The sequence below is a fragment of the Protofrankia symbiont of Coriaria ruscifolia genome (assembly GCF_900634745.1).
Classification (GTDB): domain Bacteria; phylum Actinomycetota; class Actinomycetes; order Frankiales; family Frankiaceae; genus Protofrankia; species Protofrankia californiensis.
The window spans coordinates 1-24,926 of record NZ_CAAAFR010000006.1; the positions used below are offsets into that span (position 1 = coordinate 1).

At 67.5% G+C, this 24,926-nt stretch carries 20 protein-coding genes, 1 tRNA gene and 2 pseudogenes; 14 read left to right on the forward strand and 9 right to left on the reverse strand.

Annotated features, from left to right (window positions below; genetic code table 11):
* Together CV1CTNOD_RS00320 and CV1CTNOD_RS00325 are read right to left on the reverse strand one after the other, a co-directional pair.
* A partial coding sequence (locus CV1CTNOD_RS00320) for an IS110 family transposase (protein ID WP_165485236.1) occupies positions 1-686 on the reverse strand: 686 nt, incomplete at its 3' end.
* Positions 687-1,015: 329 nt separating this feature from the next.
* Complete coding sequence (locus tag CV1CTNOD_RS00325; RefSeq protein ID WP_131784220.1) at positions 1,016-1,690, reverse strand: TetR/AcrR family transcriptional regulator; 675 nt, start codon at positions 1,688-1,690, stop codon at positions 1,016-1,018.
* Between the two features lie 121 nt (positions 1,691-1,811).
* Here CV1CTNOD_RS00325 and CV1CTNOD_RS00330 point away from each other — a divergent pair, with 121 nt between their 5' ends.
* The 3 genes from CV1CTNOD_RS00330 (at position 1,812) to CV1CTNOD_RS00340 (ending at position 4,219) form a co-directional block, all read left to right on the forward strand.
* Complete coding sequence (locus CV1CTNOD_RS00330; RefSeq protein WP_347402868.1) at positions 1,812-2,792, forward strand: NADP-dependent oxidoreductase; 981 nt, start codon at positions 1,812-1,814, stop codon at positions 2,790-2,792.
* 394 nt (positions 2,793-3,186) lie between these two features.
* On the forward strand, positions 3,187-4,008 hold the full coding sequence (locus CV1CTNOD_RS00335) for a class I SAM-dependent methyltransferase (protein ID WP_131784221.1): 822 nt from the start codon (positions 3,187-3,189) through the stop codon (positions 4,006-4,008).
* Positions 4,009-4,033: 25 nt separating this feature from the next.
* A complete protein-coding gene (locus CV1CTNOD_RS00340; RefSeq protein WP_207386072.1) occupies positions 4,034-4,219 on the forward strand; it encodes a hypothetical protein in 186 nt (61 codons plus the stop codon).
* 221 nt (positions 4,220-4,440) lie between these two features.
* Here the strand turns inward: CV1CTNOD_RS00340 and CV1CTNOD_RS00345 are convergent, their stop codons facing one another.
* The 3 genes and pseudogenes from CV1CTNOD_RS00345 to CV1CTNOD_RS00355 all read right to left on the reverse strand — a co-directional run bounded on the left by CV1CTNOD_RS00345 (position 4,441) and on the right by CV1CTNOD_RS00355 (position 6,617).
* The gene (locus tag CV1CTNOD_RS00345) at positions 4,441-4,830 is read right to left on the reverse strand and encodes a hypothetical protein (RefSeq protein ID WP_131784222.1); all 390 of its coding nucleotides are present in this window, start codon (positions 4,828-4,830) and stop codon (positions 4,441-4,443) included.
* A 649-nt stretch (positions 4,831-5,479) separates the two neighbouring features.
* Positions 5,480-5,614 (reverse strand): annotated as a pseudogene (locus CV1CTNOD_RS27505) (helix-turn-helix domain-containing protein); the annotation flags it as partial.
* Between the two features lie 343 nt (positions 5,615-5,957).
* A complete protein-coding gene (locus CV1CTNOD_RS00355; protein WP_131784223.1) occupies positions 5,958-6,617 on the reverse strand; it encodes a TetR/AcrR family transcriptional regulator in 660 nt (219 codons plus the stop codon).
* A gap of 34 nt (positions 6,618-6,651) precedes the next feature.
* On the opposite strand from CV1CTNOD_RS00355, the gene CV1CTNOD_RS00360 reads away from it, so the two are divergent.
* The 3 genes from CV1CTNOD_RS00360 to CV1CTNOD_RS00370 all read left to right on the forward strand — a co-directional run bounded on the left by CV1CTNOD_RS00360 (position 6,652) and on the right by CV1CTNOD_RS00370 (position 8,568).
* Positions 6,652-7,185, forward strand: coding sequence for an ester cyclase (locus CV1CTNOD_RS00360; RefSeq protein WP_131784224.1), 534 nt, complete (start codon positions 6,652-6,654; stop codon positions 7,183-7,185).
* Positions 7,182-7,742, forward strand: a complete 561-nt coding sequence (locus CV1CTNOD_RS00365) for a GNAT family N-acetyltransferase (RefSeq protein ID WP_131784225.1) — start codon at positions 7,182-7,184, stop codon at positions 7,740-7,742. The genes CV1CTNOD_RS00360 and CV1CTNOD_RS00365 overlap by 4 nt, the downstream gene beginning before the upstream one ends.
* 343 nt (positions 7,743-8,085) lie before the next feature.
* Positions 8,086-8,568 (forward strand): hypothetical protein, encoded by a 483-nt coding sequence (locus tag CV1CTNOD_RS00370; protein ID WP_131784226.1) that lies wholly within the window; start codon positions 8,086-8,088, stop codon positions 8,566-8,568.
* Between the two features lie 897 nt (positions 8,569-9,465).
* On the opposite strand, the gene CV1CTNOD_RS00375 is transcribed toward CV1CTNOD_RS00370, so the two are convergent.
* Positions 9,466-9,548 (reverse strand) — tRNA-Leu (locus CV1CTNOD_RS00375).
* Between the two features lie 116 nt (positions 9,549-9,664).
* On the opposite strand from CV1CTNOD_RS00375, the gene CV1CTNOD_RS00380 reads away from it, so the two are divergent.
* The 7 genes from CV1CTNOD_RS00380 to pknB are packed head-to-tail and all read left to right on the forward strand — an operon-like array spanning position 9,665 to position 19,933.
* Complete coding sequence (locus CV1CTNOD_RS00380) at positions 9,665-11,257, forward strand: FhaA domain-containing protein (protein ID WP_131784227.1); 1,593 nt, start codon at positions 9,665-9,667, stop codon at positions 11,255-11,257.
* Positions 11,258-11,263: 6 nt separating this feature from the next.
* Positions 11,264-11,806 carry an FHA domain-containing protein FhaB/FipA gene (locus tag CV1CTNOD_RS00385; RefSeq protein ID WP_131784228.1) on the forward strand — a complete coding sequence of 181 codons (543 nt, stop codon included), beginning with the start codon at positions 11,264-11,266 and terminating at the stop codon, positions 11,804-11,806.
* A complete protein-coding gene (locus CV1CTNOD_RS00390; RefSeq protein ID WP_131784229.1) occupies positions 11,803-13,251 on the forward strand; it encodes a PP2C family protein-serine/threonine phosphatase in 1,449 nt (482 codons plus the stop codon). The genes CV1CTNOD_RS00385 and CV1CTNOD_RS00390 overlap by 4 nt, the downstream gene beginning before the upstream one ends.
* Positions 13,248-14,729, forward strand: coding sequence for an FtsW/RodA/SpoVE family cell cycle protein (locus tag CV1CTNOD_RS00395; protein ID WP_131784230.1), 1,482 nt, complete (start codon positions 13,248-13,250; stop codon positions 14,727-14,729). The genes CV1CTNOD_RS00390 and CV1CTNOD_RS00395 overlap by 4 nt, the downstream gene beginning before the upstream one ends.
* Complete coding sequence (locus CV1CTNOD_RS00400; RefSeq protein WP_131784231.1) at positions 14,726-16,180, forward strand: peptidoglycan D,D-transpeptidase FtsI family protein; 1,455 nt, start codon at positions 14,726-14,728, stop codon at positions 16,178-16,180. Before CV1CTNOD_RS00395 ends, CV1CTNOD_RS00400 begins: the two co-directional genes overlap by 4 nt.
* Positions 16,177-18,039, forward strand: a complete 1,863-nt coding sequence (locus CV1CTNOD_RS00405; RefSeq protein WP_242606235.1) for a serine/threonine-protein kinase — start codon at positions 16,177-16,179, stop codon at positions 18,037-18,039. The genes CV1CTNOD_RS00400 and CV1CTNOD_RS00405 overlap by 4 nt, the downstream gene beginning before the upstream one ends.
* Positions 18,023-19,933, forward strand: a complete 1,911-nt coding sequence (gene pknB, locus CV1CTNOD_RS00410; RefSeq protein WP_242606236.1) for a Stk1 family PASTA domain-containing Ser/Thr kinase — start codon at positions 18,023-18,025, stop codon at positions 19,931-19,933. The genes CV1CTNOD_RS00405 and pknB overlap by 17 nt, the downstream gene beginning before the upstream one ends.
* Before the next feature lie 140 nt (positions 19,934-20,073).
* On the opposite strand, the gene CV1CTNOD_RS00415 is transcribed toward pknB, so the two are convergent.
* Together CV1CTNOD_RS00415 and CV1CTNOD_RS00420 are read right to left on the reverse strand one after the other, a co-directional pair.
* Positions 20,074-20,721, reverse strand: coding sequence for an aminodeoxychorismate/anthranilate synthase component II (locus tag CV1CTNOD_RS00415; RefSeq protein ID WP_131764685.1), 648 nt, complete (start codon positions 20,719-20,721; stop codon positions 20,074-20,076).
* A gap of 110 nt (positions 20,722-20,831) precedes the next feature.
* Complete coding sequence (locus tag CV1CTNOD_RS00420) at positions 20,832-22,628, reverse strand: AMP-binding protein (protein ID WP_131784233.1); 1,797 nt, start codon at positions 22,626-22,628, stop codon at positions 20,832-20,834.
* 617 nt (positions 22,629-23,245) lie between these two features.
* On the opposite strand from CV1CTNOD_RS00420, the gene CV1CTNOD_RS00425 reads away from it, so the two are divergent.
* The gene (locus tag CV1CTNOD_RS00425; protein WP_131784234.1) at positions 23,246-23,506 is read left to right on the forward strand and encodes a cell division protein CrgA; all 261 of its coding nucleotides are present in this window, start codon (positions 23,246-23,248) and stop codon (positions 23,504-23,506) included.
* A gap of 177 nt (positions 23,507-23,683) precedes the next feature.
* Here the strand turns inward: CV1CTNOD_RS00425 and CV1CTNOD_RS24250 are convergent.
* Positions 23,684-24,926: pseudogene (locus tag CV1CTNOD_RS24250) on the reverse strand (glycoside hydrolase family 15 protein); the annotation flags it as partial.

Consider the following 24,926-nt stretch of genomic DNA (forward strand, 5'->3'; position numbering starts at 1 on the left):
ATGCGTTCCAGGTGCAGCCGGCACAGGAACGCGTGGTGCTCGGAGAAGGCGCCGGTCAGCGCCTCCACCAGCTGAGGGATCTTGGGCCGCATCCGGGCCTTCGCCAGGCCCGCCAGCGCGTCGGGGTCGCGTTCGCCGTCGATCAACGCGGCGAGCATCGCCCGCCCGGACACCCCGAGAATGTCGGTGGCCACCGAGGACAGCTTGATCCCGGCGTCCTCCAGCTCCTTCTCCAGCCGCTGGGCCTCCTGGGTCCGGTCGGCGGTCAGCGTCGTCCGGTAGCGGGTGAGGTCACGCAGGTGGCGGATCGGCTCCGGCGGCACGAACGACGCCGTGAGCAGGCCGCACTCGCCGAGCTGACACAGCCAGGCCGCATCGGACACGTCGGTCTTGCGCCCAGGCAGGCCCTTGGCGTGGGCGGCGTTGACCAGGATCACCGGCAGGCAGTCCTCCAGCAGGTAGAACGCCCCGCGCCAGTAGTCGCCCGTGGCCTCCATGACCACCAGGGTGACCCTCTCCGCGACCAGCCAGTCCCGCAGTTCCAGCAGCGCGTTGGTCGTCGTGGCGAACGTGCGGGTCTCCTGCCTGCGCGACCGGCCCCGGCCCGGGTTCGGCGTGCGCACGCACGCCTTGAGATCCTTCTTGCCGATGCCCAGCGCAGCGCACCGGTCGTGCAGCAGCTCCACCGGGGTTCCTCCGAATCCTTCTGGACACACCGCCAGGCGCGGCCGACCGGAGGGACCACAGGCCTCGGAAGAGTCTGACCCGCGTGCTCGAAGCAACAATCAACAGCGCCTGTCGGTGGCCCCCGCGCCATCCTGACTCCCGAGCTCGGGTGGCATCACAGTTGCACCGGCGTCCCGGACGGCCGCGACCCCGATTTTCCCGCCACCACGGCGGCCCAGCGCAGCGGCCCCAGTTCCTGACACGAAAATAACGTGCACCCGGTCATGGGCAGACCGCTGCGATGGGCTCGAAGCGCAGGGTGAGACCGAGACCGTTGGCCTCCGAGGATTCAGATTGGCCCATGCTTGTCACGCCCAGTGATGTAGGCCTGTGTCCCGGCTGCGGGGACTCCGTCGTCTCCAGCGGCCGGCGCTGGGTGGTGCGCGAGCCCGTCCATGACCAGTGAGAACAGGTGTTCCCGTCGGTCGGCGACGGACGGACCCTGATCGGCGATCCAGCCGACGGCGGTGATCAGTGCGAAGAGGTCCATGCCGTCGACGTCGGGACGGATGTGCCCGGAGTCCTGCGCGCGCTTGAGCAGGCGCGCCGCGGCCTCGCGCATCGCCAGACACGATGCGTGGAGGGACGAGGTATTGTCACCGAGCGTCGCCATCATCGACCCGGCGAGGCCGCGGTAGGTGGCGGCGCCGGTGGTGAAGTCGCGCAGCCACGCGGTCAGAGCGGTGTCGGGCGAACGACTGTGTTCGAGGGCGTCCGCTTTCGCGGCAAGGCGATCGAACCCCTCCCGCAGCAGCGTCTCGAGCAGCGCGTCGCGCGTCGGGAAGTGGCGGTAGAGCGTCCCCAGTCCGACGCCGGCACGGCGCGCGATCTCACGCAGCGAGGCCTCGGTCCCCTGCTCACCCACGACGGCCCGGGCGACGTCGAGGATGTGTTCGTAGTTGCGCTGCGCGTCGGCACGTTGCGCGCGTGGCGTAGTGGAGCCGGCCGTTGCCTTCTCGGTCATGCGCAGACCCTCGGTCTTGACAAACGGAGCACTGCCCCGAATATGATTCGGAACACTGTTCCAGATCGTAGCGGAGTACCCCCGGCGAGCAAACCGACGACCAACAGATCAAGGGCAGATGATGACAACGGCAACGATGAAGGCTGTGCGGGTACACGCGTTCGGCGGCCCCGAGGTCCTGATGTACGAGGAGGTCCCGCGCCCCGAACCGGGCCCGGGCAATGTCTTGATCCGTGTCCACGCAGCCGGCCTGAACCCGCCCGACTGGTATGCGCGCACCGGCTTTGCGAACATCCCGGAGGAGCTTGGGCGGCCCAAGCTCCTCGTGCCGTTCACGCCGGGCTCGGACGTCTCGGGTGTCGTCGCCGCCGTCGGCCCGGGGGTCACCGGACTTCACGTCGGAGACGCCGTGTTCGGGCTCGTGCGCTTTCCCGAGCTCAACAACGGCGGTAGAGGGTACGCGGAATACACGACCTCGCCTGCATCGCACCTCGCCCGCAAGCCGGCCAGCATCGACCACGTGCACGCCGCCGGTGTGCCGATGGCCGGGCTCACTGCCTACCAGTACCTCTTCGACCACGTACGGCTCGAACCAGACAGGAGCGTGCTCGTGAACGGCGCGGCTGGTGGAGTCGGCCACTTCGTCGCGCAACTCGCGAAGACCAGGGACGCACGCATCATCGGCGTCGCCTCGGGGCGCCACGAAACGTTCCTGCGCAAGCTCGGCGTCGACCAGTTCATCGATTACACCACCACCGCCGCCGAGCAGGTCGTGCGCGATGTCGACCTCGTGGTCGACACGGTTGGCGGTCCGCGCGGCCACCGATTCCTCCCGGTACTCAAGCGCGGCGGCACGATCAGCCCAGTCTTCTTCGGCGAGTACCACCGCGAGCGCGCGGCCGAACTGGGCATCACCGTCACATCAGGGCAGGTCCACTCCGACGGGGCACAGATGGCGGAGCTGGCGCGTCTGATCGACACCGGCCGCGTCCAGGTCGGCATCGACAGCGTCTTCCCGCTCGCAGACGCCGGCAAGGCGCACGAACGCGCCGAGCAGGGCCACATCCAAGGAAAGATCATCCTGCGCGTCGTCGAGGACTGAGCCTGAGCCACCAGCCAAAGGCTAGATCCCGCTCAACCGTCAAACATCCCAGCTGCCAGAAACGGAGGCCAAACATCGGCGTCAGTCACCAAAATGGCCAAGTAGACACGGCAGCCAGAGGCGTCGAGTGGCCAACAAGGACCGCGAGGAGCCCCCGGACCGGCCGAGTCCGCGCGATCCTTACAGGTGGTGTAGGCGTCAGGTACAGATGCGCAACTGGCCGTGTATGTGAGCAGTGCATGAGTAGCGGTCAGGTTTATTTGAGCATTCGCTGCCGGCGGTGACGTTCGGTGGCGTGGTCTGTGGCGTGTCCGATGATCCGGAGTGGTCACGTCCGGTGTGCCGGGTTCGGGGCTCATTGGCCTCGCGTCCGCGAGGTTGCGATGCTGGTCGCATGGCCAGCGAGGTTAGGTTCGGGCCCGACCTGTACCGGGGCACCGCCCAGCACTACGAGCGCTTCCGGCTCCCCTACCCCGACACGATGATCGCTGACCTCTCATGCCGGGCATCGCCGTCAGGGGGCGGACGCCTGCTCGACTTGGCGTGCGGCACCGGCCAGCTCGCCTTCTCGCTGCGCGGCGCCTTCGCGGAAGTGTGGGCCTTGGACGCCGAACCCGACATGATCGACATGGTCCGCGCCAAGGCGATCGCCGCCACCGCGGCCCACATCCGGCCGATCACCGCCAGGGCCGAGGACCTCCAAGCCGGACCAGGTAGCTTCGAGCTGATCGTCATCGGCAACGCCTTCCACCGGCTCCGCCGCGCCCTGGTCGCCGGGCGCGCCTACGCCTGGCTCAAGCCAGGCGGCTGCCTCGCGCTGTGCTGGTCGACCTCCCCGTGGGCAGGCCACCAGGACTGGCAGCGGGCGCTCGACACGACGCTGCGCACATGGCAGAACGCCCTGGGCACGTACGGCCGCGTTCCGCCAGGCTGGGACCAGCCGAGGCAACAGGACCCCGACCACGACGTACTGTCCCGCGCCGGGTTCGAGCCCGCCGGACGCCACGAGTTCCCCGCCGAGCACCGCTGGACGATCCCCGAACTCGCCGGGCACATCCGGTCGACATCGTTCCTGCCGGCCCCGGTGCTCGCGGACCACGCCACCGCGTTCGACGCCGACCTCACTGCCGAACTCAGCCGCCACGCAGCCAACGACCGCCTCACCGAAACGGTCCGCTTCGCCTACGAACTGGCCCGCAAGCCAGCTTCCGCGTGACTCCGCGAACCGATGGTCACCGATCGTGACCGCGGCAGCAGGCGCGGGATGGCGCGTCGACGTGCTCACCGAGTACCTCGACGCAGACGGCCCGGAGGGACGCCAGGAACAGATGCTGCCCGGGCAGGACGGCCGTTGGCGACTGATCCTCACCGGTCAGCCTATTCCGCCGCTGGTAGCAGGCATGGTCGCCGGTGCCCCCGTCTGGTGAGCTCCAAGCTCTGCTCGACGCGATCGCCGCTGGTCATGGTCTGCGTCTCTACCTCCCGCCCTGATCCAAGAAGCTACCGGTAAAAGGCCGGCCCACCGGTTAAAACCCGACTTCTGGAGCCCCACACGATCAGCGGAGGCTGGAAATTCATCCCGGCCACCTGGCCAGGGCAGGAACGCTCCCGGCTGGGACCCCAGCCGGAGCGTTCTCAGCTGCTGCGGTCAGTTCCAGTTGGCGTTCGCCCAGTCCGAGGTGTCGCAATAGGCGGGATCCCTGCCGTCCTTGTCCAGGCAGATCGTGAACCTGATCACATGGCCTTCCGCAAGGTCATATGGTCCTCCCAGAGATGCGCGGAACGTCTGGCAGCGACCAACACCGCCGATGGTGTAGTGGTACTTCTCCTTGCCTGCGGTTAGATCGGTCACCTTCAGGTAAACCGCCCAGCCGTCGGCCTCGATGTCGCACAGGTTGACGACGTCGCCGTCGGGCTGGAACGTGACCCGGCCGCCGGGGTCACCGCCGTCGGTGTGCATCGTGTACGTCGAGGCCGCAAACGCGCCAGGAGCGCCGGCGATCGCTGCCGCCGTGACCATCGTGCACATACCAGCCACAGCCGCTGTCCTGCGACAGTCTCATGAGAACTCCCTCCTACGCTGCTCACGTCACCGGGCCCCGATCCCGTCGACTGTCACAGCTTGTTGGTCTTCTGAAAGTCCCGTACAGCGACGTCTGCCTTTGATCCGAATGGCTGTCTGGCAGTGGTCGCCCTGCGGGTTCGGAACGAACGAAATCCCGCCGCGCAGACGTGGCAACCTCCTTCACAGCCGCGCCGACGCCCTGGAATGACCTCCCCGTCCCTTCGGCGCCGAACGGCTTTGTCCGGGCCCCTGGCGCCCTGGGATGGGCCGGTTCACGGTCGCCCAGGGACCATGGCTGTCCCGGATTTGCCACGGAGACACCTCCTCGACCGGCAACTGGTTGTTATGGCTACCGAGCGTGCACGTTTGTAGTTACTCTAAGTACATGATTTTTTCCACTCCGTGCCTTTCCGGTGACAGCATCGGAGTCGAGGAGGAACGGAGCAGAGAACCGGGGTTGCGGTCACATCCGTTGGCACCCCTGGTGCGGGCGGATCAGGCTCGCCGGGTGGGTGCTGGTGGCGTGGCGTTCCTGCGGGCTGACGTGGAGCGGGAGACCGGAAAAACCGTGGGAGGCTACGCAGGAAGATCAGCCGGCTGCGCGTCCGACAGTCGAAATGATCTAACTTGGGGTACGGACGGTCCGCTCGAGGATCCGGTAGACCGTGGCCCGGGAAACCGAGAACAGTTCGGCGAGCTCGGCGATCGTATGGGTGCCGGCTGTGTGCAGCTCGACTAGGTAGGCCTGCTGGTGGCTGCTGAGTTTGGACTGCTTGTCCTGCTTTCCCTTGGCCTTCGAATGGCCATGCCCTTGCGTTCCCCGGCCAGCTGAGGAAAGACGGTCATCAGCAGTTCGGCGTCACACAGTTGACAGCCTGTCACCGCGACGACGGCCTGTCACCACCGGAATCTTGGCAGAGCCGTTTCTCGTACAGCCCCGATCCGATCTCTACAGGTGGTGAAGCCGGCCCGGACAATCCCGTCGGCCCCTGGGCGCAGTATTTTCCTGGCTCCTGATGGTCGATGACGACGGGGATCAGCGGATTCGTGCGATCCCAATTGCGGAAGCCGGGTCGAACGGCACCGTGGTAGGTCGCCGTTTATGCGTTTCGGTCGGCTTTCGGGACGGGTGCAATGGTGTCAGCCAAGGTTTGGGCGAGCCAATGTTCGTATTCGTCGTGCGACCACCGCCGGTCGCCGGCGAGTAGGTCGTAGACCTCGGGCGAGATGAGGGCCCAGACGATGTCGCGGGCCCGGTCCGGGTCGAGGCCGGCGCGCAGACCGCCGGTGTCGACGAGATGGTGGATGAGGCGGCCGGCGCCGGCCAGCCGTTCGGCGTCCACGGTGCCGATCAGCCCTTGGAGGTCACGATCACCGCTGTGGGCGGCCGCGCGAAGCCTGTACTGCAACGGACCGAGGCGTTCGGCGAGACGTCGGGCCAGCGCGGCGTAGCGGGCAAGTTTCTCCCGGGGGTCGACCGCCGCGACGATGGTTTGGATCTCCGGACGGCCGGCGATGCCCTGCGACTCGTCGTCGCCGGCGAGCGTGACGTCGTAGACGTTCTTGATGAGCACCGCCCTGGTACCGAATGTCTTGTAGAGGGTCTCGACGGAGACCCGGGCGTGGGCGGCGATGTCGCGCATGCTGACCGCCGTGGGGCCCCGCTCGATGATCAGTTCGCGCGCCGCCTCCAGGACCCGGCGTTGCGTGGCGCGTGCCTGCTCGACACGGCCAGCATTGTCGTATGGCCGACGCGTCATTGGTTACCAATTCACTGTATTGGATGCTCGCCCCATGGAAAGAATGCTAGCGGAGACCAACCGCGCGCTGTGCGCGAGGGCTGTGGAGATCATGGCTCTCGACGAGATCGACGAGTTCACCCGCCTCATACACCCGGACGCGGTCAACCGGGAGGCCGACGCCGAGCCGCCGGCGTGCCGGGGACGGGGGCCGGCGGCCTTCCGCGCCTCGGCGCGCTGGCTGCAGGATGCGTACACCGACCTGCGATGGGAGATCCACGACGTCGTCACCGACACGGACCTGGTCACGGTGCGCTGCACGATGTCGGGCCGGCATGTGGACACGTTTGTGGCGTACGACGAGCAGGGCCGGGTCGCGGACGTGTTCCCACCCACCGGCAAGACGTTCGCGACGACGCAGACCCACTGGTTCCGGGTGGCCGACGGCCAGGTTGTCGAGCACTGGGCCAACCGCGACTACCTGGGCACGGCTCGCCAACTCGGCTGGCTACCGCCCACGCCGCCCTACCTGATGCGGATGGCGCGGGAGAAGCGTCGTGTACGTCGCTCCCAGGCGAGAAGCGCATGAGCGAGCCACGCATCGAGCCACTGACCGAGCCGTCGGTCGTCGAACCGTTGCTCGACGGGTATCTGCGGTGGTGCATCGAGCGGATGACGGCCACGAACGGCGTCCACTTCGACGACCCGGACGAGGTTGTCGCGCAATACCAGCGGTCGTTCCGCGACGAGCTGCCCAACCTGCTCAGCCCACGCGGTCGCCTGCTGGTCGCCCGGATCGGCGAGGACGCGGTGGGCGTGGGTGCGCTCAAGCCGGTGGACGCCGTTACCAGCGAGATCAAACGGATGTACGTCGATCCTTCGACCCGCGGTCGGGGGATCGGCCGCGCTCTCCTCCGACGGCTCCTCGCCGATGCACGGGAGGAGGGATTCCGCCTCGCCCGGTTGGAAACCGCCAACTACATGGTCGAGGCCCACGCTCTCTACCGCTCGCTCGGTTTCCGTGACAGCGCGGTGTTCGATCATGCGGAAACGGCGATGTCCGAGGGAATCGAACGCTTCATGTACTTCATGGAACTACCGCTGGTCCCGCCACGGAGGCTTATTCAGAACTCCCCGTCCAGATGACATAGATCATGCATCGTCGCCGGTCAGGCCGCTACTACAGATCTCGATCGAGGAGTTTTGAATAACCCTCATGAATAGCGGGTACCGTTGCTACTTGAGCACTCGCCGACATTGATGACAACGATGTGGTCCCGGTGCGACGGAGCTCGGCGCGTCTGGCTCTCGCCACAAACATTGATACAGTCCCCCACTGTCCGACCTCACGTCTGCGGCGTGACCGAGTGACCCGATATTTATGGTGAGCCGGGTATTTATGAAGTTGAGGCAACCGTGATAATAGCACATGACCTTATCGATAAGGCTGCCGATCTGGCTGCCCGGGTCAGCCAGATGTTCCAGGGTGGTGAGGAGTAGCAAGGCCGGCTGGCCGTTCGGCTCGAACTGCTGGATGCCGCTGTTCTACCCGGCCCTGTCCGGTCGGCAGGTGTTCGCGCGCCCGGCTGACGACCCCGCGGGCATCGTCCGCATACAACCGGAGTTCGGTGACGGACTCCGGGCTCTTGGGGAGGGGCACGACGAACGGACGACGAAGCGTGAGGTCGACGTTGGTCCGGCTCGCGACGACGACGTTCAGCATGACGCCGTTCCCGCTCCGGTCGAACTGGACGGCTCAGGACTTTTCACGGCCGCGTTGGCGCACCTCGATGGTGGCGACGGCATCCCATGGAACGGTGGGGTCAATGCCGACGCCGCGCCTGACCCGCAGGCCGTCCCGCGCCAAGCTCCGGGTCATGTCGTCGTTTATCAGGACGGCGAGCTCAATCACCCGCCCAAGCGCCGCACCGTGCTGCCCCGCGTCTCGCATCGTGACAAGCCTTCACCATGAAGATGCGTCACGAGTTCTGTACGAGGACGTCGCGGCGTCGAGTGAATCCACGGGCCGCAGAACCAGCGGACGCACCGCGGTGACCTGCCGTAGCGACCTTCGGACCTGGACAGGCTGCGTGTCGACCTGCCCGTCTTGTCACCGTCGTCAGTGCTGGCGTCTCGTCTCCGGAACGACTATGGACGCAGATTGAACATACCTACCATGGCGTGGGAGGCGCTGGCCCGTCCGCCCCTCGCGGACTTCGCACTCACGATCACCTTGGAGAAGCAGACACTGAGCCTTCCAGGTACCGACGTCTTCTGGACACCGCGTCTGTCCCATAATGACCCGGCGACTTGGGCCTCCCGGACCGCTGGAGCACCGGTCAGCGAATCACACGTCCCGTTTCGATCAAGAGATTGAGTACGAAAGCGGCTGCTATCACGACCGTTTATTCCCTCAGTTTCATGATCCGACAATATTCGATCATGAAACTGAGGTCGACTTCGGAACGGGTCCACATTGCTTGACTGACACTCCGCAGACGCCGGCCCACCCGCTAGGCGGGGTGCTGTTGACGAGGAGGTGGGGCGCGCCAGGTGCCGGAGTCCGTCGTCCCTGGCGTGCAGGGGTACAGCGTGCCAACGCATGTATTCAGGAACTGTCTGGGTCGGAGCCTGGTCGTCGACAGGCATCCACAGTCATGATCGTCCAGAGTATCCACAGAAATCCGACCAAAGGTCGGCGACCAGCACCAGCCACCCCGGCTGACCCGGAGGGACGAAGCCCCGCATCGGGCCCGGGAGTCGTCCCCAACCACAGGAACGTGGGGGGTTCGGGGGCTCGGCCCCCCGATAGACATCGCGGCCCACCGGGAAGCCGACCAAAGGTCGGCGACCAGCACCAGCCAGCTCGTGGGCGAGGGGGGAGTTGAACCCCCACGTCCGTTAGGACACACGGACCTGAACCGTGCGCGTCTGCCATTCCGCCACTCGCCCGAGTGCGAGTATCACGTTATCACGCGATCCACACCGCCCGAGCCGTGGGCGGCGCTCAACCGGAAGCATACGATCTCAGTGCCGGTAGAAGGCCGGGGGGAGGAGGGGAGGCCGAGATGGGCGTGCTACAGCGCTTCGAGCGTCGCCTGGGCGGCCTCGTCGAGGGCGCGTTCGCCAAGGTCTTCAAAGGAGGCGTCGAGCCGGTCGAGATCGCAAGCGCGCTGGCTCGAGAGACCGATGACCGGCGCGCGACCAGTTCGAACCGGGTGCTTGTTCCCAACGAGTTCGCGGTCGAGCTTGCCAGTAGCGACTTCGCCCGGCTTGCCCCTTACACTGGGGCACTTTGTGACGAGCTGGCCGAGATGGTCCGCGAGCATGCCGCCGAGCAGCGGTACACGTTCGTCGGGCCGGTCGGTGTGCGGCTCGCCGAGGCCGAGGATCTCGATGTCGGGGTATTCCGCATCCGTAGCAGCGTCGCCGCGGCCGACCCGGGCGCGGTAGCGGGTAGACGCCCTGTGGGACGACCCCGGCCGACTGCGCCGGGAGCGCCCCGTCTCGTCATCTCCACCAAGCCCGGGCCTGACAGCCGGGCTAGCGGAGAGGAGCGTGAGTATCCGCTAGACAGCGAGGTCACGGTCATTGGCCGCAGTGTCGAATGTGATATCCGTCTCAATGACACCGGAGTATCCCGCCGGCACGGCGAAGTACGTCGGATGCCCGACGGGCAGTTCGTCTACATCGATCATGGCTCGACCAACGGGAGCATCGTCAACGGCCGTGCCGCCAGCCAGGTGAAGCTCATGAACGGCGACCAGATCGAACTGGGCGCGACGATCCTGGCCTTCCGGCGGGACGATCCGCGAGGTGCCGACAGGGGACGGGCCCCCGGACGTGTTCCAGCGGGCGCGCCAGGCCCAGGCGGCGTACCGGCGGGCCCCGCAGGTGCATACCCCCCCGCTCCTGCGCCACCGGCCGCACCTGTCGACCCGCGGACACGATCAGCCGATCCCCGCCGGGGTGACCCGCGCCACGGCGTCCCCCCCGGTGGCTACCCACCCCCACCGGCGGATCCCTACCGGGGTGAACCTTACCGCGGTGGCGATCCCTACCGGGGTGAGCCGCGGCGCGGCGGTCCACCCGAGGGCTACCCACCGGAGGGCTATCCGCCCGCGCCGGCGGACCCGTACCGGGACGACCCGTACCGGGACGATCCACGCCTAGGCGGCGCCGCCAGTGGCTATCCGGCGCCGCCGGGAGAGGCGCCATACCAGGGCGGCGGACGCCCGACCAGAGGCCAGCCCGCAGGGGGTCGACCAGGGGATCCGTATGGTGGCGGTCCCCGCTACGACGACCCTTATGGGGAGAGGGAGGGCCAGTACCGTGGCGGCAACCCATACGATCAGTTCGGCGGCCGGGTACCCGGTACTCCTCCGGCCGGTTACGGCCCGGGTACGCCCGGTCCAGGCACGCCGGCTCCAGGTACACCTGGTCCAGGTATGCCCGGTTACGGCGGCCAGGCCGGCTACGGCGATCCGCGGCGCAACGTCGCACCCGCGGGGCCGGACGGCGCTGACATGCACGAACAGGAGACCCACCGTCCCGGCCGGGTCCCCCCGGTCGAAGACCGGCGTCCACACGATCGGGATCCCTACGACGGCGACCGTCCGGCCGGGCCGGGAGCACCGGGCCCGAACGACCGCGGCTGGTAGGACGCCGTGAACGGATCCGAACCCAGCGACCTGGTTCTCCTGGTCGTAAAAATCAGCTTCCTGGCACTGTTGTGGCTGTTCGTCCTGGCCGCTGTCCGTGCGGTGCGCGCGGACATGTTCGGGCCGACGAAACGCCAACGACAGAACATCCAGGCGCTGGCCCGCCCAACCCCTGCCCACCCGGCTCCAGCGCACCCGGCGCACCCGGCTCCATCACTCGGCGGGCAGCAGAACAGGCCCCCCAGCCGACGAGCGCGCACACCGAGCAAGTTGGTTGTCACAAAGGGACACCTCGCGGGGACGACTCTTCCGCTCGGACCGGCGCCTGTCACCATCGGACGTGCACAGGACTCGACTCTGGTGCTGGAGGATGACTTCGCATCCGCAAGACATGCAAGACTCGTCCCCCATGACGGCCAGTGGTTCGTCGAAGATCTGGGCTCGACCAACGGTACTTACCTCGACCGCACGAAAGTGACCAGTCCCATGCCGGTTCCTCTCGGCGCGCCGGTCAGGATCGGAAAAACCGTCCTGGAGCTTCACCGGTGAGCCTTAGGCTTCACTACGCCGTTCGCTCGGACGTCGGCCACGTCCGGGAAGGCAACGAAGATTCCGCCTACGCAGGCGCACGGCTACTGGCCGTAGCCGACGGCATGGGCGGTCACGCTGCCGGGGAGGTCGCATCCTCCACCGTGATCTCCCAACTGGCCAATCTGGACGACGACATCGCCAGCGGCGCGATCCTGGAGGCACTGGCCGACTCGGTGCACCAGGCCAATGCTCAGCTACGCGAGATGTCCATCGAAGACGGATCGCTGGAAGGCATGGGCACCACGGTCACCGCCCTGTTGCTTGCGGGGACTCGTCTCGGTGTGCTGCACGTCGGTGACTCCCGGGCATACCTGCTGCGGCACGAGGTCCTCAACCAGGTAACCCACGATCACACACTGGTACAGGATCTCGTCGACCAGGGACGGATCACGGCCGAGCAGGCCAACACGCATCCACAACGGTCGTTACTGATGCGTGCTCTGGACGGCCGCGACGTCGAACCGGACCTGTCCATCCGGGAGGCGGTCCCCGACGACCGCTACCTGCTGTGTACCGACGGGCTGTCCGGGGTCGTGACCGAGATCACCATCCACGAGGCGCTGCTGCTGCCGACCCCGCAGGAAGCCGTTGACCGGCTGGTCGAACTCGCGCTCAAGGGCGGCGGCCCGGACAACATCACCGTCGTTGTCGCCGATGTCGTGGACTCCGACGCCGGCGACGACCGTCCGTTGGTGGCCGGTGCCGCGGCGGAGAAGGAGATCGTGCCGGGGGCCGCGTCCGCGCGTACCGGTCCGAACCCCCGGTACGGTGACCAACAGGACTCGCCGGCTGCCAAGGGTGCGCGGATCGGCCGGCATGGTCTCGCGCTGCGCAACCAGGACCCCGACGACCTGGTCGACGAGGAGTCATCAGCACCCGCCCGGCGACCGCCGCCCCGGCCGGCGTTCATCATCCTGTTCACAGTGATTGTCTTGACCGTCGCGACCGCCTGGGGCTGGTTCTACATCCACAGCCGGTACTACGTCGCTGTTGATGACCAACAGGTTGCGATCTTCGAAGGTGTCGAGGGAAGTATCGCCGGGATATCCCTGCACCGGCTCAAGAGGCATGCTATGCCGCTGAACGAGCTCAACGATGATGGGCGCCAGCGGGTGGCGGGAGGCTACTCGGCCAACAGCTTCACAGAGGCTCAGGAGTATGTCGACCGGCTGCGAGAGAAGTTCTTGGACGCCGCGAGCCCGACCCAGTCCCTCACGACACCGACGGCGGCACCGGCGCCACTGACGGCGACGGCGACGGCGGGCGCAGGCTCCGTCGAGGAAACGACCACCGGGGACACCCAGAACACCCTGGGCGGTGTTGCCACCACGCCACCGCCCTGCGCCACCACCCCGGTCCCGAACTGCGTCCCGCCGCTCCCGTCGGTCCCGACGCCTGGATGACTGTTCTCCCCCCGCTTCGCGGCAAGGCGGTCGACCTCACGGGAACCTTCGCCCGGTTCCCGGTACCGGCCGGTGTCGATCTGCCGCCGTACCGTCGGCGGGAACTCTCGCTGCTGTTGTTCGCCGGCCTGCTCGCCACCGCCGCCCTGGCAGCCGTTGTACTCGCCATCGACGGGAACATCACCCTGTCGGTGTTCGCCTACGGCCTGGGCTTCAGCGCGCTGTGGGGGATGGCGCACCTCGCGGTACGCCGGTTCGCCCCAGCCGCCGACCCGATACTGCTGCCGCTGGTTGCGGCCCTCAACGGCCTCGGCCTCGTCATGATCTATCGGCTGGACCTGGCCAAGATAAACGCTGCCGAGAAAGCCGGCAAGAAGATCCCGCCCGGCGTCGCCCCATTGCAGATGGTGTGGACGCTGCTCGCGCTCGTTGTCTTCGTCCTGGTACTGGCGATCATCCGTGACCACAAGGAGCTGTCGCGTTACGCCTACACGGCGGGATTGATCGGCCTGGTCTTCCTGCTGCTGCCCGCGATGCCGCTGGTCGGCGCAACCATCAACGGCGCCCGGCTGTGGCTGCGAGTCGGCCCGTTCACCTTCCAGCCCAGCGAGATCTCGAAGATCATACTGATGATCTTCTTCGCCGGCTACCTGGTGAACAAGCGCGAGGTCCTCTCCGTGGTCTCCCGGTCCTTCCTCGGGATGCACTTCCCGCGCGCCCGAGACCTCGGGCCGGTCCTCGTCGCCTGGCTCGCGAGCCTCGGCGTCCTTGTCGTCGAGAAGGACCTCGGTTCGTCGCTGCTCTTCTTCGGCATGTTCCTGGTGATCCTCTACGTCGCGACCGAACGGGCGTCCTGGGTCGTCATCGGGCTCGGCCTGTTCTCACTGGGCGCGGTGATCTCCTATCAGCTGTTCGGGCACGTCCAGGTCCGGGTGGACGGCTGGTTACACGCATTCGACGGCGACAACCCCACGAGCACCTCGTTCCAGCTGGTGCAGGGCCTGTTCGGGTTCGCCGCCGGTGGAATCACCGGTACCGGGCTCGGGCAGGGCAGTCCGCAACGGGTTCCCTTCGCCAACACCGACTTCATCGTCGCGAGCATCGGCGAGGAACTCGGCCTCGCTGGGATCATGGCGATCCTCGTCATCTACGGACTGGTCGTGATGCGCGGCCTGCGAACCGCGCTCGGCGCCCGTGACCCGTTCGGCAAGATGCTCGCGGCAGGACTTGCCGCCTCGTTAGCCCTGCAGGTGTTCGTGCAGGTCGGCGGCGTCATGCGGCTCATCCCGCTGACCGGCCTGACCCTGCCCTTCATTTCCTACGGAGGCTCCTCGATCGTCTCGAACGCGGCCATCATCGCGCTGCTGCTGAGGATCAGCGACTCCTACCGCCGACCCGACCCGGCCACGCCGGCCGCGCCGCTGTTCGACCCGAACGCCGTCGCCGACAGCCCGACACAGGTGGTGCGGACGACGTGAACTCGCCCATCCGCAAGGTCGCTGTCGCGTGTCTGTTGCTGTTCGCGGCACTGCTGGTCAATGCCAACTGGCTACAAGCCAAAAAGGCCGACGGACTGCGCCAAGAGCCGAACAACGCCCGCCAGATCACCGAGCGGCTCGAACGGGAGCGGGGCTGGATCGCCGTGGCCGGCGGGCAGGCAGTCGCAAGCTCGGTACCGTCCAACGACGAGTACAAGTACCAGCGGCAGTATCCGGCCACGAAGCTGTACGCCGCCATCGCCGGCTACTACGGTCTGTACACCTCCGCGGGCCTGGAGCGGTCCCAGAACGACTTCCTCTCCGGCGAGGACCAGCGCCTGTTCGTCTCCAAGGTTTCCGACCTGGTGACCGGACACCAACAACGGGGTGGGAGTATCGTCACCACGCTGGTACCCCGGATCCAGCAGGTCGCGACCACCGCGCTCGGCAACCGTAAGGGGGCGGTCGTGGCGCTCGACCCGAAGACCGGCGAAATCCTTGCGATGGTGACCAGCCCCACCTACGACCCGATACCGCTGGCCAGCCACAACGAGACCACGGCCAGCAAGGCCGCCCAGGCGCTCAACACCGACCCGGACAAGCCACTGCTCAACCGTGCGACCCAGGAAACCTATCCGCCCGGTTCCACCTTCAAGGTGATCACGGCGGCGGCCGCGCTCAACGCCGGCCACCAGCTCGAGGAACGCATCGCCGCACCCGACCAGCTCCCCCTGCCGCAGAGCAGGACCGTACTGCCGAACTTCGGTGGCGAACGCTGCGGGGACGGCAGGACCGACACGCTGATCCACGCTCTGACGATCTCCTGCAACACCGCGTTCGCCCAGCTCGGCATCGATCTCACCGACGACGCCCTGCGCGCGCAGGCCGAGGCGTTCGGTTTCAACTCCACCGTGCCCGACTTTCCCCTGGCGCAGGTGCCCAGCGTGTACCCGACCCAGCCGCTCGACGGGGCGCAGACCGCGCAGTCCGCCATCGGGCAGTTCGACGACCGGGTCACCCCGCTGCAGATGGCCCAGGTCGCCGCCGCCATCGGCAACAACGGGGTCATGATGCGGCCGTACGTCGTCTCCGAGATGCTCGGCCCCGACCTCAAGGCGATCAGCCGCACCGAACCGGAGGTCTACAAACGGCCCGTCAGCGCGGATGTCGCCGCCAAACTGAACACGATGATGCAGATCGTGGTGAGCAGCGGCACCGGTACCAAGGCGCAGATCTCCGGTGTCGCCGTCGCCGGCAAGACCGGCACCGCCGAGCACGGGGACAACGAGCCCCCGCACGCCTGGTTCATCGGGTTCGCGCCCGCCGTCAACCCGAGCGTGGCCGTCGCCGTCGTGGTCGAGGACGGTGGTGGGGAGTTCGGTACCGGCGGCGCGGTTGCCGCTCCGGTCGCCCAGCAGGTCATGAAGACCGCATTGGACGTCCGGCGGTGACAGGCCCGCCGCCCCCGGGCGTCCCAGTACCAGGCATCCCGACGCCAGGCGTTCCAGTACCAGGCGTTCCAGCGCCGGACGGCCGGTCCGCGGCGCCGCCCGCCGGACCGGCCGCGTCACCGGCTGCCGCGCAGCCGTTCGGCACCTCACCGAAGGGCACCGTTCTCGACGGCCGGTACCTCCTCGAGGGACGCATCGCCACCGGCGGGATGGGTGAGGTGTGGCGGGGCCTCGACCGCACGCTCGGACGTCCCGTCGCCGTTAAGCTGCTGCGTCCGGAGTACGCCAGCGACGAACTGTTCCTGGTTCGCTTCCGCGGCGAGGCGCGGCACGCCGCCCGAGTGGCGCATCCGGGCGTGGCATCCGTCTACGACTACGGCGAGGTCATCGCCGACGGTGACCATCCGACCGCCTATCTGGTGATGGAACTGGTCGAGGGCGAGCCCCTGTCCGCGCTGCTGCACCGGGAGAAGCGCCTGTCCCCGGAGAAGACCCTGGACGTGCTCGGGCAGGCCGCGGACGCCCTGCAGGCCGCGCACACCCTCGGGGTCGTGCATCGGGACGTCAAACCCGGCAACCTGCTCCTGCGGACCGACGGTGCGATCAAGGTCACCGACTTCGGGATCGCGCGCGCGGTGGACGCCGCACCGCTCACCGCTACTGGGATCATGATGGGCACCGCGTATTACGTCTCCCCCGAGCAGGCCTCCGGTCGGACGGTGACCCCAGCCAGCGACGTGTACTCCCTTGGTGTGGTGGCCTACGAGTGCCTGGCCGGCCGGCGTCCCTTCGACGACCGCAACCCGATCGTGGTCGTGATGGCGCACCAGCAGGACGATCCCCCACCGCTGCCGCCCGACATCCCCGCGCCTGTGCGCAACCTTGTCCAGGTGGCGATGGCCAAGGACCCTGCCCAGCGGCCGGCGTCGGCCGGTTCGTTCGCCCACACCGCCGCCACGATCCGCCGGAACCTGTGGAACGCCGACATGACCCGCCGTGCTGCCGGCCCGACGCCCGGGCCCCGGGCGGAGGCGGGTGGGAACCCCACCGCACGGCGGCCCGGGTCGCCGGGGGCATCCGCCGCGCCGGTTGCGGGCGCAGCGGCACCCGCCGAGGATCGGCCACCGTCGTGGACCCGCCGGTCCACCTGGGCCACCGGTTTCCCCGAGGACAACCGGTCGCGTTGGGACGCCCAGTCACCCCGGGACGCCGGTGCCGCCCACGACGGTCGGAAGATCAACCAGGAACCACCAGGGGATGCGCCACCGGGTTCCTGGGGTACCCCGACCCGGGTGCCTTCGTCCACTACCGGTTACCGGGCGGACAGTTACGAGGGCGCAGGCTACGGCAATACCGGCTACGGGGGCACCGACTTCGATACCGCCGGCCGGCCGGACGTCCAGCCGACGAACATCACCGCCCGGGCCCGGCCGCCCGCCAACCACACGGCTTCCGGCCTGCAGCCGTCGGGTGCGCGGGCGGCCCGGCGACGGCGCCCCCGCGGCCGGGCCGTAGATGCCCCAGCGTCCGCAAACAGACGACGACTATCGCTTCTAGTACTGATAGCGCTACTGATCGCAACAGTTGCGATTACCGCACTGATCACCCAGTCGATCGCCGGGGGTAGCGGATCATCCGAAGGCGCGCCGGCCCTGACCCGGGCGGTGCACGGGCCCGGATCCGGAGGTGGCATCGTCACCGGTGACAGCACGACCGGGACCGGCGGTGTCGCGGGCGGCAACCGGGTGACCGGTGGTCCGGTTGCCGTTACGGCCACGATCGGGCCGGGCGTCCAGAAAGAGTTCGCGGGTACCAGCCCGGGAAGCGGAAAGGCGAGCACGGGTGGCAGTCGTGACTGAGGTGTTCGGAACCGAACCTCGCCTGGTGGGCGGGCGCTACGAGCTGGGCGAAGTCCTCGGATACGGCGGCATGGCCGAGGTCTACCGGGGGCGGGACGTCCGCCTCGGACGTGAGGTCGCGATCAAGGCGCTGCGGGCCGACCTCGCCCGTGACCCCACCTTCCTGGCCCGTTTCCGCCGTGAGGCGCAGTCCTCGGCCGCCCTGAACCACCCGGCGATCGTCTCGGTCTACGACACCGGCGAAGATATGATCAACGGCACGACCGTCCCGTACATCGTGATGGAGTACGTCGAAGGGCACACCCTGCGCGACGTGCTCCAACAGGAGGGCCGGTTCACCGAACACCGGGCCATGGAGATCACCTCCGACGTGTGCGCCGCCCTGGACTACAGCCACCGGATGGGGATCATCCACCGGGACATCAAGCCCGCGAACGTCATGCTGTGCCAGGACGGCTCGGTCAAGGTGATGGACTTCGGCATCGCCCGGGCGACCACCGCGACCACGTCCAACATGACGCAGACCGCCGCGGTGATCGGCACCGCCCAGTACCTGTCACCGGAACAGGCCCGCGGCATCCGGGTGGACGCCCGCAGCGACGTCTACTCGACGGGCGTGCTGTTCTACGAGCTGCTGACCGGGCAGCCGCCGTTCCGCGGCGACTCACCGGTGGCCGTCGCCTACCAGCACGTGCGGGAAAATCCGCAGCCGCCGTCCACCCACGACCGCACCATCACGCCCGACGCCGACGCGATCGTGTTCAAGGCGATGGAGAAGGACCCCGACAACCGCTACTCCACCGCCGGGCAGATGCGTGACGACCTCGAGCGTGCCCTGGCCGGCCGTCCCATCTACGCCCCACCGGTCGGGGACGACCAGCTCATCACCCGGATGGGTTCGTCCGCGGCCACGGCGGGGACACAACTGATCTCCCGGAACCGCGGCCCCCACGACGACGCCCTCGACGATCCCTACGGCCGGACCGGCGGCTACAACCGCACGGGCGCCGGCGGCACGGGAGCGATCGACAGCGGACCGGGGCGGGAGGAGAGGCGTTCGGACGCCTGGAAGTACATCCTCGCCGGCCTGTCCGTCGTGGCGGTGTTCGTCGTCGTCACAGTGATCGCGACCAACTTCCTCGGTGGCGGCGAGAAAAGCAATGACACCACCGCCACCGACACTGCGAAGATCCCGACAACCCTCATCGGGCAGAAGTACGAGACGGCCAAGAACAGCCTGAGCTCCGCGGGCTTCACCAACGTCATCCCGAAATCCATAGACAGCAACGAGCCGAAGGACCAGGTCCTCGACGTCGATCCGGCCCCGGGCAGCACGGCCTCCAAGACCGCCCAGGTCATCGTCACCGTGTCGAAGGGACCGGGAGACCTCGCCGTCCCGGATGTGACGGGTCTCACCCAGGCCGCGGCCACCAGCAAACTGAAGGCGATGGGGCTTACGGTGAAGACCTCCGCCTTCGCTGAAGCGACGACCCGTAAACCCGGCGTGGTGGAGTCCACCGACCCCGCGGTGGGAACGTCGGTGATACCCGGCGACCAAGTGATCATCTATATGGTGAGCTCGCAGGCGACCGTCCCGAGCGTGACGGACCAACCCGTCGACCCCGCCAAGGCCGAGCTCGAACGCTACGGCTTCAAGGTCGTCCAGCAGTCCGTCGCAAGCAGCAAACCAACGGGCACCGTTGTCTCCCAGAACCCCGGCGGCGGCTCCGCGACCCGCGGGTCGACCGTGACGCTGTATGTCTCGCAGCAGTCCACCGCCACCGAGACGCAGACCCCGACACCGAGCGTGACCCCGACACCGAGCAAGACACCGACGCAGACCCCGAGCCCCACCCAGAAAAGCGGCGGTCTGTTCGGACCCCCTCCCGAATAGCCACTTTTCCCTGAAAAGCCTCGGAAAAGTGGCTGTTCGGGGAACCGAACTCCTGGGCGGGGCCACCAGGCCCCGCCGCCAAGAAAGATCGGTCTCCGTGGACGGCTTCCGCCGTAACCGGGGAAGCCACGACAGCCGGGTCAGGCGAAAGCTGCCTGGCGCAGGGTTTCGACCTCGGCCGACAGCATCGGCGCCACCGACAGCGCGGTGTCGTCCCCGCAGACCGACAGCCAGCGCGCCAGCAGCAGATGACCGCCCTGCGTGAGCACCGACTCCGGGTGGAACTGGACACCCTCCAGCGGAAGGGTCCGGTGCCGCATCGCCATTACCACACCGCTGTCAGTCCAGGCGGTGACCTCGATCTCGTCCGGCAGGGTCGCCGGGTCCACGGCGAGCGAGTGGTAACGGGTGGCGATGAACGGTGACGGCAGGTCCGCAAGCACCCCGACCCGGCGGTGATGCACCACGGATGTCTTGCCGTGCAGCAATTCAGGAGCTCGTCCGACCGTCGCCCCGAACGCAACTCCGAGAGCCTGATGGCCCAGGCACACCCCGAGCATGGGGATGCCGGCCGCGGCGCACGCCCGCATCATCGGCACGCTGACTCCGGCCGCCTCGGGCGTACCCGGACCGGGTGACACGAGCACCCCGGCGACACCGAGGGTGGCCAGCTCGTCGACGTCGACCTCGTCGTTGCGGCGGACGACGCTGTCCGCGCCGAGCTGCCCCAGGTACTGCACCAGGTTGAACACGAACGAGTCGTAGTTGTCGACCACCAGGATCCGCATGATTCTCCTCTTAGCACCGGATCTGCCATGGGATGCACCACCGGCTCGGCCGCCACATCAGCTGCCGAGCCAGCCACCGGGTCGGACCTGGCCGGCAGCTGCCGGCCGGGTCAGCTACCGGCAGCATCCCGCTCGCCGGCGGCCTGCCGCTCGGCCTTTGCCTTCTCCTCGTCACGCAGTGCGCGGCGCAGCACCTTACCGATTCCGATCTTCGGTAGCGACTCCGTCCGGAACTCAATGATCTTCGGGACCTTGTAGGCGGAGAGACGTTCGGAACAGTACGCCCGTACTTCATCGACGGTGAGTGACTCACCGGGCCGCAGCACCAGGAACGCCTTCACCGTCTCACCCCGGTATGCGTCCGGAACACCGATCACCGCAACCTCGGCGACTTCGGGAATCCCCGAGAGAACATCCTCGATCTCGTTCGGAGAGATGTTGAACCCACCCGCGATGATGAGCTCCTTCTTCCGGTCGACGATCTCGAACCAGCCGGCGGTGTCCATCCGGGCGACGTCACCGGTGAGCAGCCATCCGTCGTCGGTCAGCACGGCCTTGGTGGAGTCCGGATTCTCCCAGTACCCGGCGAACACCTGCGGACCCCGGACGAGCAGCTCACCAGGCTCCCCCACTGGCACTTCCTTCGAGTGGTCCTCCAATTCGACGATCTTCGCTTCCGTGGACGGGAGGGGCAGGCCGATCCAGCCGGGGCGGAGCTCCTTGCCCAACGGACCGGCATGGGTCACCGGGGACGCCTCGGTCATGCCATAGCCCTCGACGACCGGAGTACCGGTTGCGCCTTCCCAACGCTGCTGCAGTTCACCGGGCAGCTTCATCGCGCCGGAGAGGCACCCTCGGATCGAGGTCAGATCGACGCTCTTCGCCCGTGGATCGTCCAGCAACGCCCGGTAGATCGGCGGCACGCCCGGGAAGGTCGTCGGGCGATGCCTGACGATGGCGTCAAGGAGCATGGTCACGTCGAATTTCGGTATAAGCACCACATGCGCACCGATCAGCATTCCCACCGTCATGCACAGCGTCATCCCGTATGCGTGGAACATCGGCAGGACGGCGAGGACCACCTCCCGTCCGATCTGCGCGTCGGTGAACCACGCCCGGCACTGCACGGCATTCGCGACGAGATTGCGGTGGGTCAGCATCGCACCTTTGGCCGGGCCGGTCGTCCCCGTGGTGTAGAGCAGGACCGCGACATCGGATGCCGTCCCCTGGACCGAGGTCCGCACCGGGTCGGCCCGGCCGGTCCGGTACACGTCGAGAAAAGCGTGGGCACGGGCGCCCGCGGGGAGATCCGTCACGATTTCGGCGCGTTTCCGGCGAGCCTTCGCAATGGGCAGCCGCAGCAACAACTGGTCTTTTCTCGGCAGAAAGTCAGGAATCGATGTGTAGATCACCTCGCGGACCCTGGTCCGGCCGGACCGGCGGGCCGCCTCCACCACCGCGTAGGTGCGGTCCAGGCACACCACGTACTCCGCCCCGCAGTCGGAGAGCTGGTGGGTCAGCTCGGCCTCGGTATAGAGCGGGTTGGCCTCGGCCACGATAGCACCCAGCCGCAGGACAGCATAGAAGGCAATCACGTGTTGCGGGCAGTTCGGCAGGATCAGCGCCACGCGGTCACCAGCCCCGACGCCGAGCTTCGCCAGGCCGCCGGCGAATGCGTCGACCTGTTCGCGCAGCTGATCGTAGGTCAGGGTCGTCCCGAAGAAGGAGGTCGCCGGGGCTAGAGGAAACCGCGTGACGGCGTTCTCGAACAGCTGACCCAGCGTGATATCAGAGATCTCGACCTCGGTGGGGACACCTTCGGCGTACGACGACTGCCACGGCCTGTCAGCATAGGCGGCGGTTTCGGTCCTGGCGATCTCCCGCTTGGTTGTCGATCCACCTGGCATCGCGGGCACGCTCCTCGTCAGATTGTGGTTGGGCGTCATTCTGGCAAGGAAACGACACCGAAACAGCTCCTGGGAGACAGGATTTCTCCGATCACCCGCGAGCGGGGCGCCCGGGGCCGCCCCGGCTGTATTCGCACCAGCCGTATCCGCATCAAGCCCTACCGGCTGCTGTTACTCGGGGAGCGGAGTCACGGCACGCAGCCGGATATCACCCTGATATGCCGAGAGCCTGCTGCGCATACCAGTATCCACCCGGCAGCCAAAGCCGTGCATATCGACATGCCGGCGGTACACCCGCGGTACAGGTCGACCCCGCCAGCGGCGTCCGCCACCCGGACACGCCGGCGATACCCTGATCGCGGAAATCGTCAACAGCGGTGAACAGGGCGCACCCGTGTCTCGACCCGCCGCGGACAGACCGCGAGCTGGTTGTGAGACGGTTGTGAGACGGTTGTGAGACGGCCGAGACAGCCCGGTGCGGTGCCGGCCGAGGCAGCCCGGTGCAGTGGATGTCTACCCTGTGAAACGGGCGATCCGCACCCTGCGGCCGTTTCACAGCGGCGGGGACGACGACGCCCCGTCCATAAAGATCATAAAGTGCACCGAGGAGCTTCGAAGTGCCCGTTTCCCGGCGTCGCAAGAAGAAGTCCACCAGCGCACCGCCCCAGACCGCCCAGGTCCGCAAGCGCAAACCGCCGTCTCCGCCCTGGATGGGCGCGTTGATCCTCACACTCTTCCTGATCGGGATCACCTGGCTGCTCGTCTACTACTTCTCCAACGGAGACATCCCCGGAATGGACAGTCTCGGTGCCTGGAACATCCTCATCGGGTTCGGTTTTGTCGTGGCCGGTCTCGGCGTGTCAACCCAGTGGCGCTAGGGCGGCCGGCTCACCACCACCGGCCGGCTCACACCATCGGCCGGCTCGCGCCACCGGCCGGCCGGAACTTCCACCGGTGTCATTCATCCCCAACGGTTGTCCACAGTGTGGATATCGTTCCAGGGGGACATCCGTTCCGGGTGGACGTCACCGCAGGGGATGTCGCAGAGCACAGGATCAGGACGCCGGGGTGGGGCCGGCGTAGCCGGCACCCTCCTCAGCCCGGATCACGTGCATGACCGCGTTGATGAGAGCCAGGTGGGTGAACGCCTGCGGAAAGTTCCCCAGATGCCGGCCGGTGCTCGGGTCGAGTTCCTCCGCGTAGAGGTCCAGCGGAGAGGCGAAGCTGAGCAGGCGCTCGCAGTGCTGCCTGGCGAGGACCACCTCACCGATCTCCACCAGGGCGGAGGTCAGCCAGAACGAGCACATGAGGAAGGCGCCCTCCGTCCCGGTCAGGCCGTCGTCGGTCTCCTCCACGCGGTAGCGCAGCACCAGGCCGTCGACCGTCAGCTCGTCGGCGATCGCGAGGACCGTCGCGCGCACCCAGGGATCGCTCGGGGGCAGAATCCCAGCAGGGGCATGAGCAGCAGCGACGCGTCCAACGCCTTGGAGCCGTAGCACTGGGTGAAAACCCGCGTTCGTCGAGACCGTTCGTGCACACGTCCGCGTGTATCTCGTCGGCGGCAACCCAGCACATCACCTTCGACGAGGTGAAGTGCCGCAGTTCTCCGCACACCTCCCAGATGCCGCAGTCGGGTTCCCGCCAGTGTTCGGCGGCCGTGTCCACCAGCTTGACCAGCACCGGCCACAACCGCTCCGACAGGTAGTCGCGCGACCGGATGTGCAGATAGACCGAGTCGAGGATCGCGCCCCAGAGATCGTGTTGGCGCTGGGAGAACGCGGCGTTGCCGATCCGGACCGGAAACGCCCCCTCATAACCGGACAGATGCCCGAGGACCTGCTCGTCCAGCCGGCTCTCACCGCCGACCCGTACATGATCTGCAGATCGTCGCCGTTCTCGCAGACGTCCGCAATGAACGAGAAGAAGTCGTTCGCCTCGTAGTCGAGACCGAGGGTGTAGAAACCCCACAGGGCGAAGGTGGAGTCACGGATCCAGCTGTATCGGTAGTCCCAGTTACGCTCACCCTGCGGCGTCTCCGGTAGGGACGTGGTGGACGCCGCGAGCAGCGCGCCGGTCCGGGCGTAGGTCAGACCCTTCAGCGCCAGCGCACTGCGCTGGAGATGCCCACGCAACGAGCGGCCCGCGCGGGCCAACGATGACACTGGATGTGTTGTGCTGGGTGACATGCGGGACGACGACTTCGCCGACCGGGAAATCACCCACAGAAGCACCGGCGCAGGAGCCAGCGGTGCCGGACTCACCGGCGACGGCACCGGCGGTGAGTCCGGCCCTCGCACC

What these genes read in the sequence shown, in the direction of transcription:
- CV1CTNOD_RS00325 (WP_131784220.1), bottom strand. Translation starts at nt 1,690, where the DNA reads ATGACCGAGAAGGCAACGGCCGGCTCCACTACGCCACGCGCGCAACGT.
- CV1CTNOD_RS00330 (WP_347402868.1), top strand. Translation starts at nt 1,812, where the DNA reads ATGACAACGGCAACGATGAAGGCTGTGCGGGTACACGCGTTCGGCGGC.
- CV1CTNOD_RS00335 (WP_131784221.1), top strand. Translation starts at nt 3,187, where the DNA reads ATGGCCAGCGAGGTTAGGTTCGGGCCCGACCTGTACCGGGGCACCGCC.
- CV1CTNOD_RS00355 (WP_131784223.1), bottom strand. Translation starts at nt 6,617, where the DNA reads ATGACGCGTCGGCCATACGACAATGCTGGCCGTGTCGAGCAGGCACGC.
- CV1CTNOD_RS00360 (WP_131784224.1), top strand. Translation starts at nt 6,652, where the DNA reads ATGGAAAGAATGCTAGCGGAGACCAACCGCGCGCTGTGCGCGAGGGCT.
- CV1CTNOD_RS00365 (WP_131784225.1), top strand. Translation starts at nt 7,182, where the DNA reads ATGAGCGAGCCACGCATCGAGCCACTGACCGAGCCGTCGGTCGTCGAA.
- CV1CTNOD_RS00380 (WP_131784227.1), top strand. Translation starts at nt 9,665, where the DNA reads ATGGGCGTGCTACAGCGCTTCGAGCGTCGCCTGGGCGGCCTCGTCGAG.
- CV1CTNOD_RS00395 (WP_131784230.1), top strand. Translation starts at nt 13,248, where the DNA reads ATGACTGTTCTCCCCCCGCTTCGCGGCAAGGCGGTCGACCTCACGGGA.
- CV1CTNOD_RS00415 (WP_131764685.1), bottom strand. Translation starts at nt 20,721, where the DNA reads ATGCGGATCCTGGTGGTCGACAACTACGACTCGTTCGTGTTCAACCTG.
- CV1CTNOD_RS00420 (WP_131784233.1), bottom strand. Translation starts at nt 22,628, where the DNA reads ATGCCAGGTGGATCGACAACCAAGCGGGAGATCGCCAGGACCGAAACC.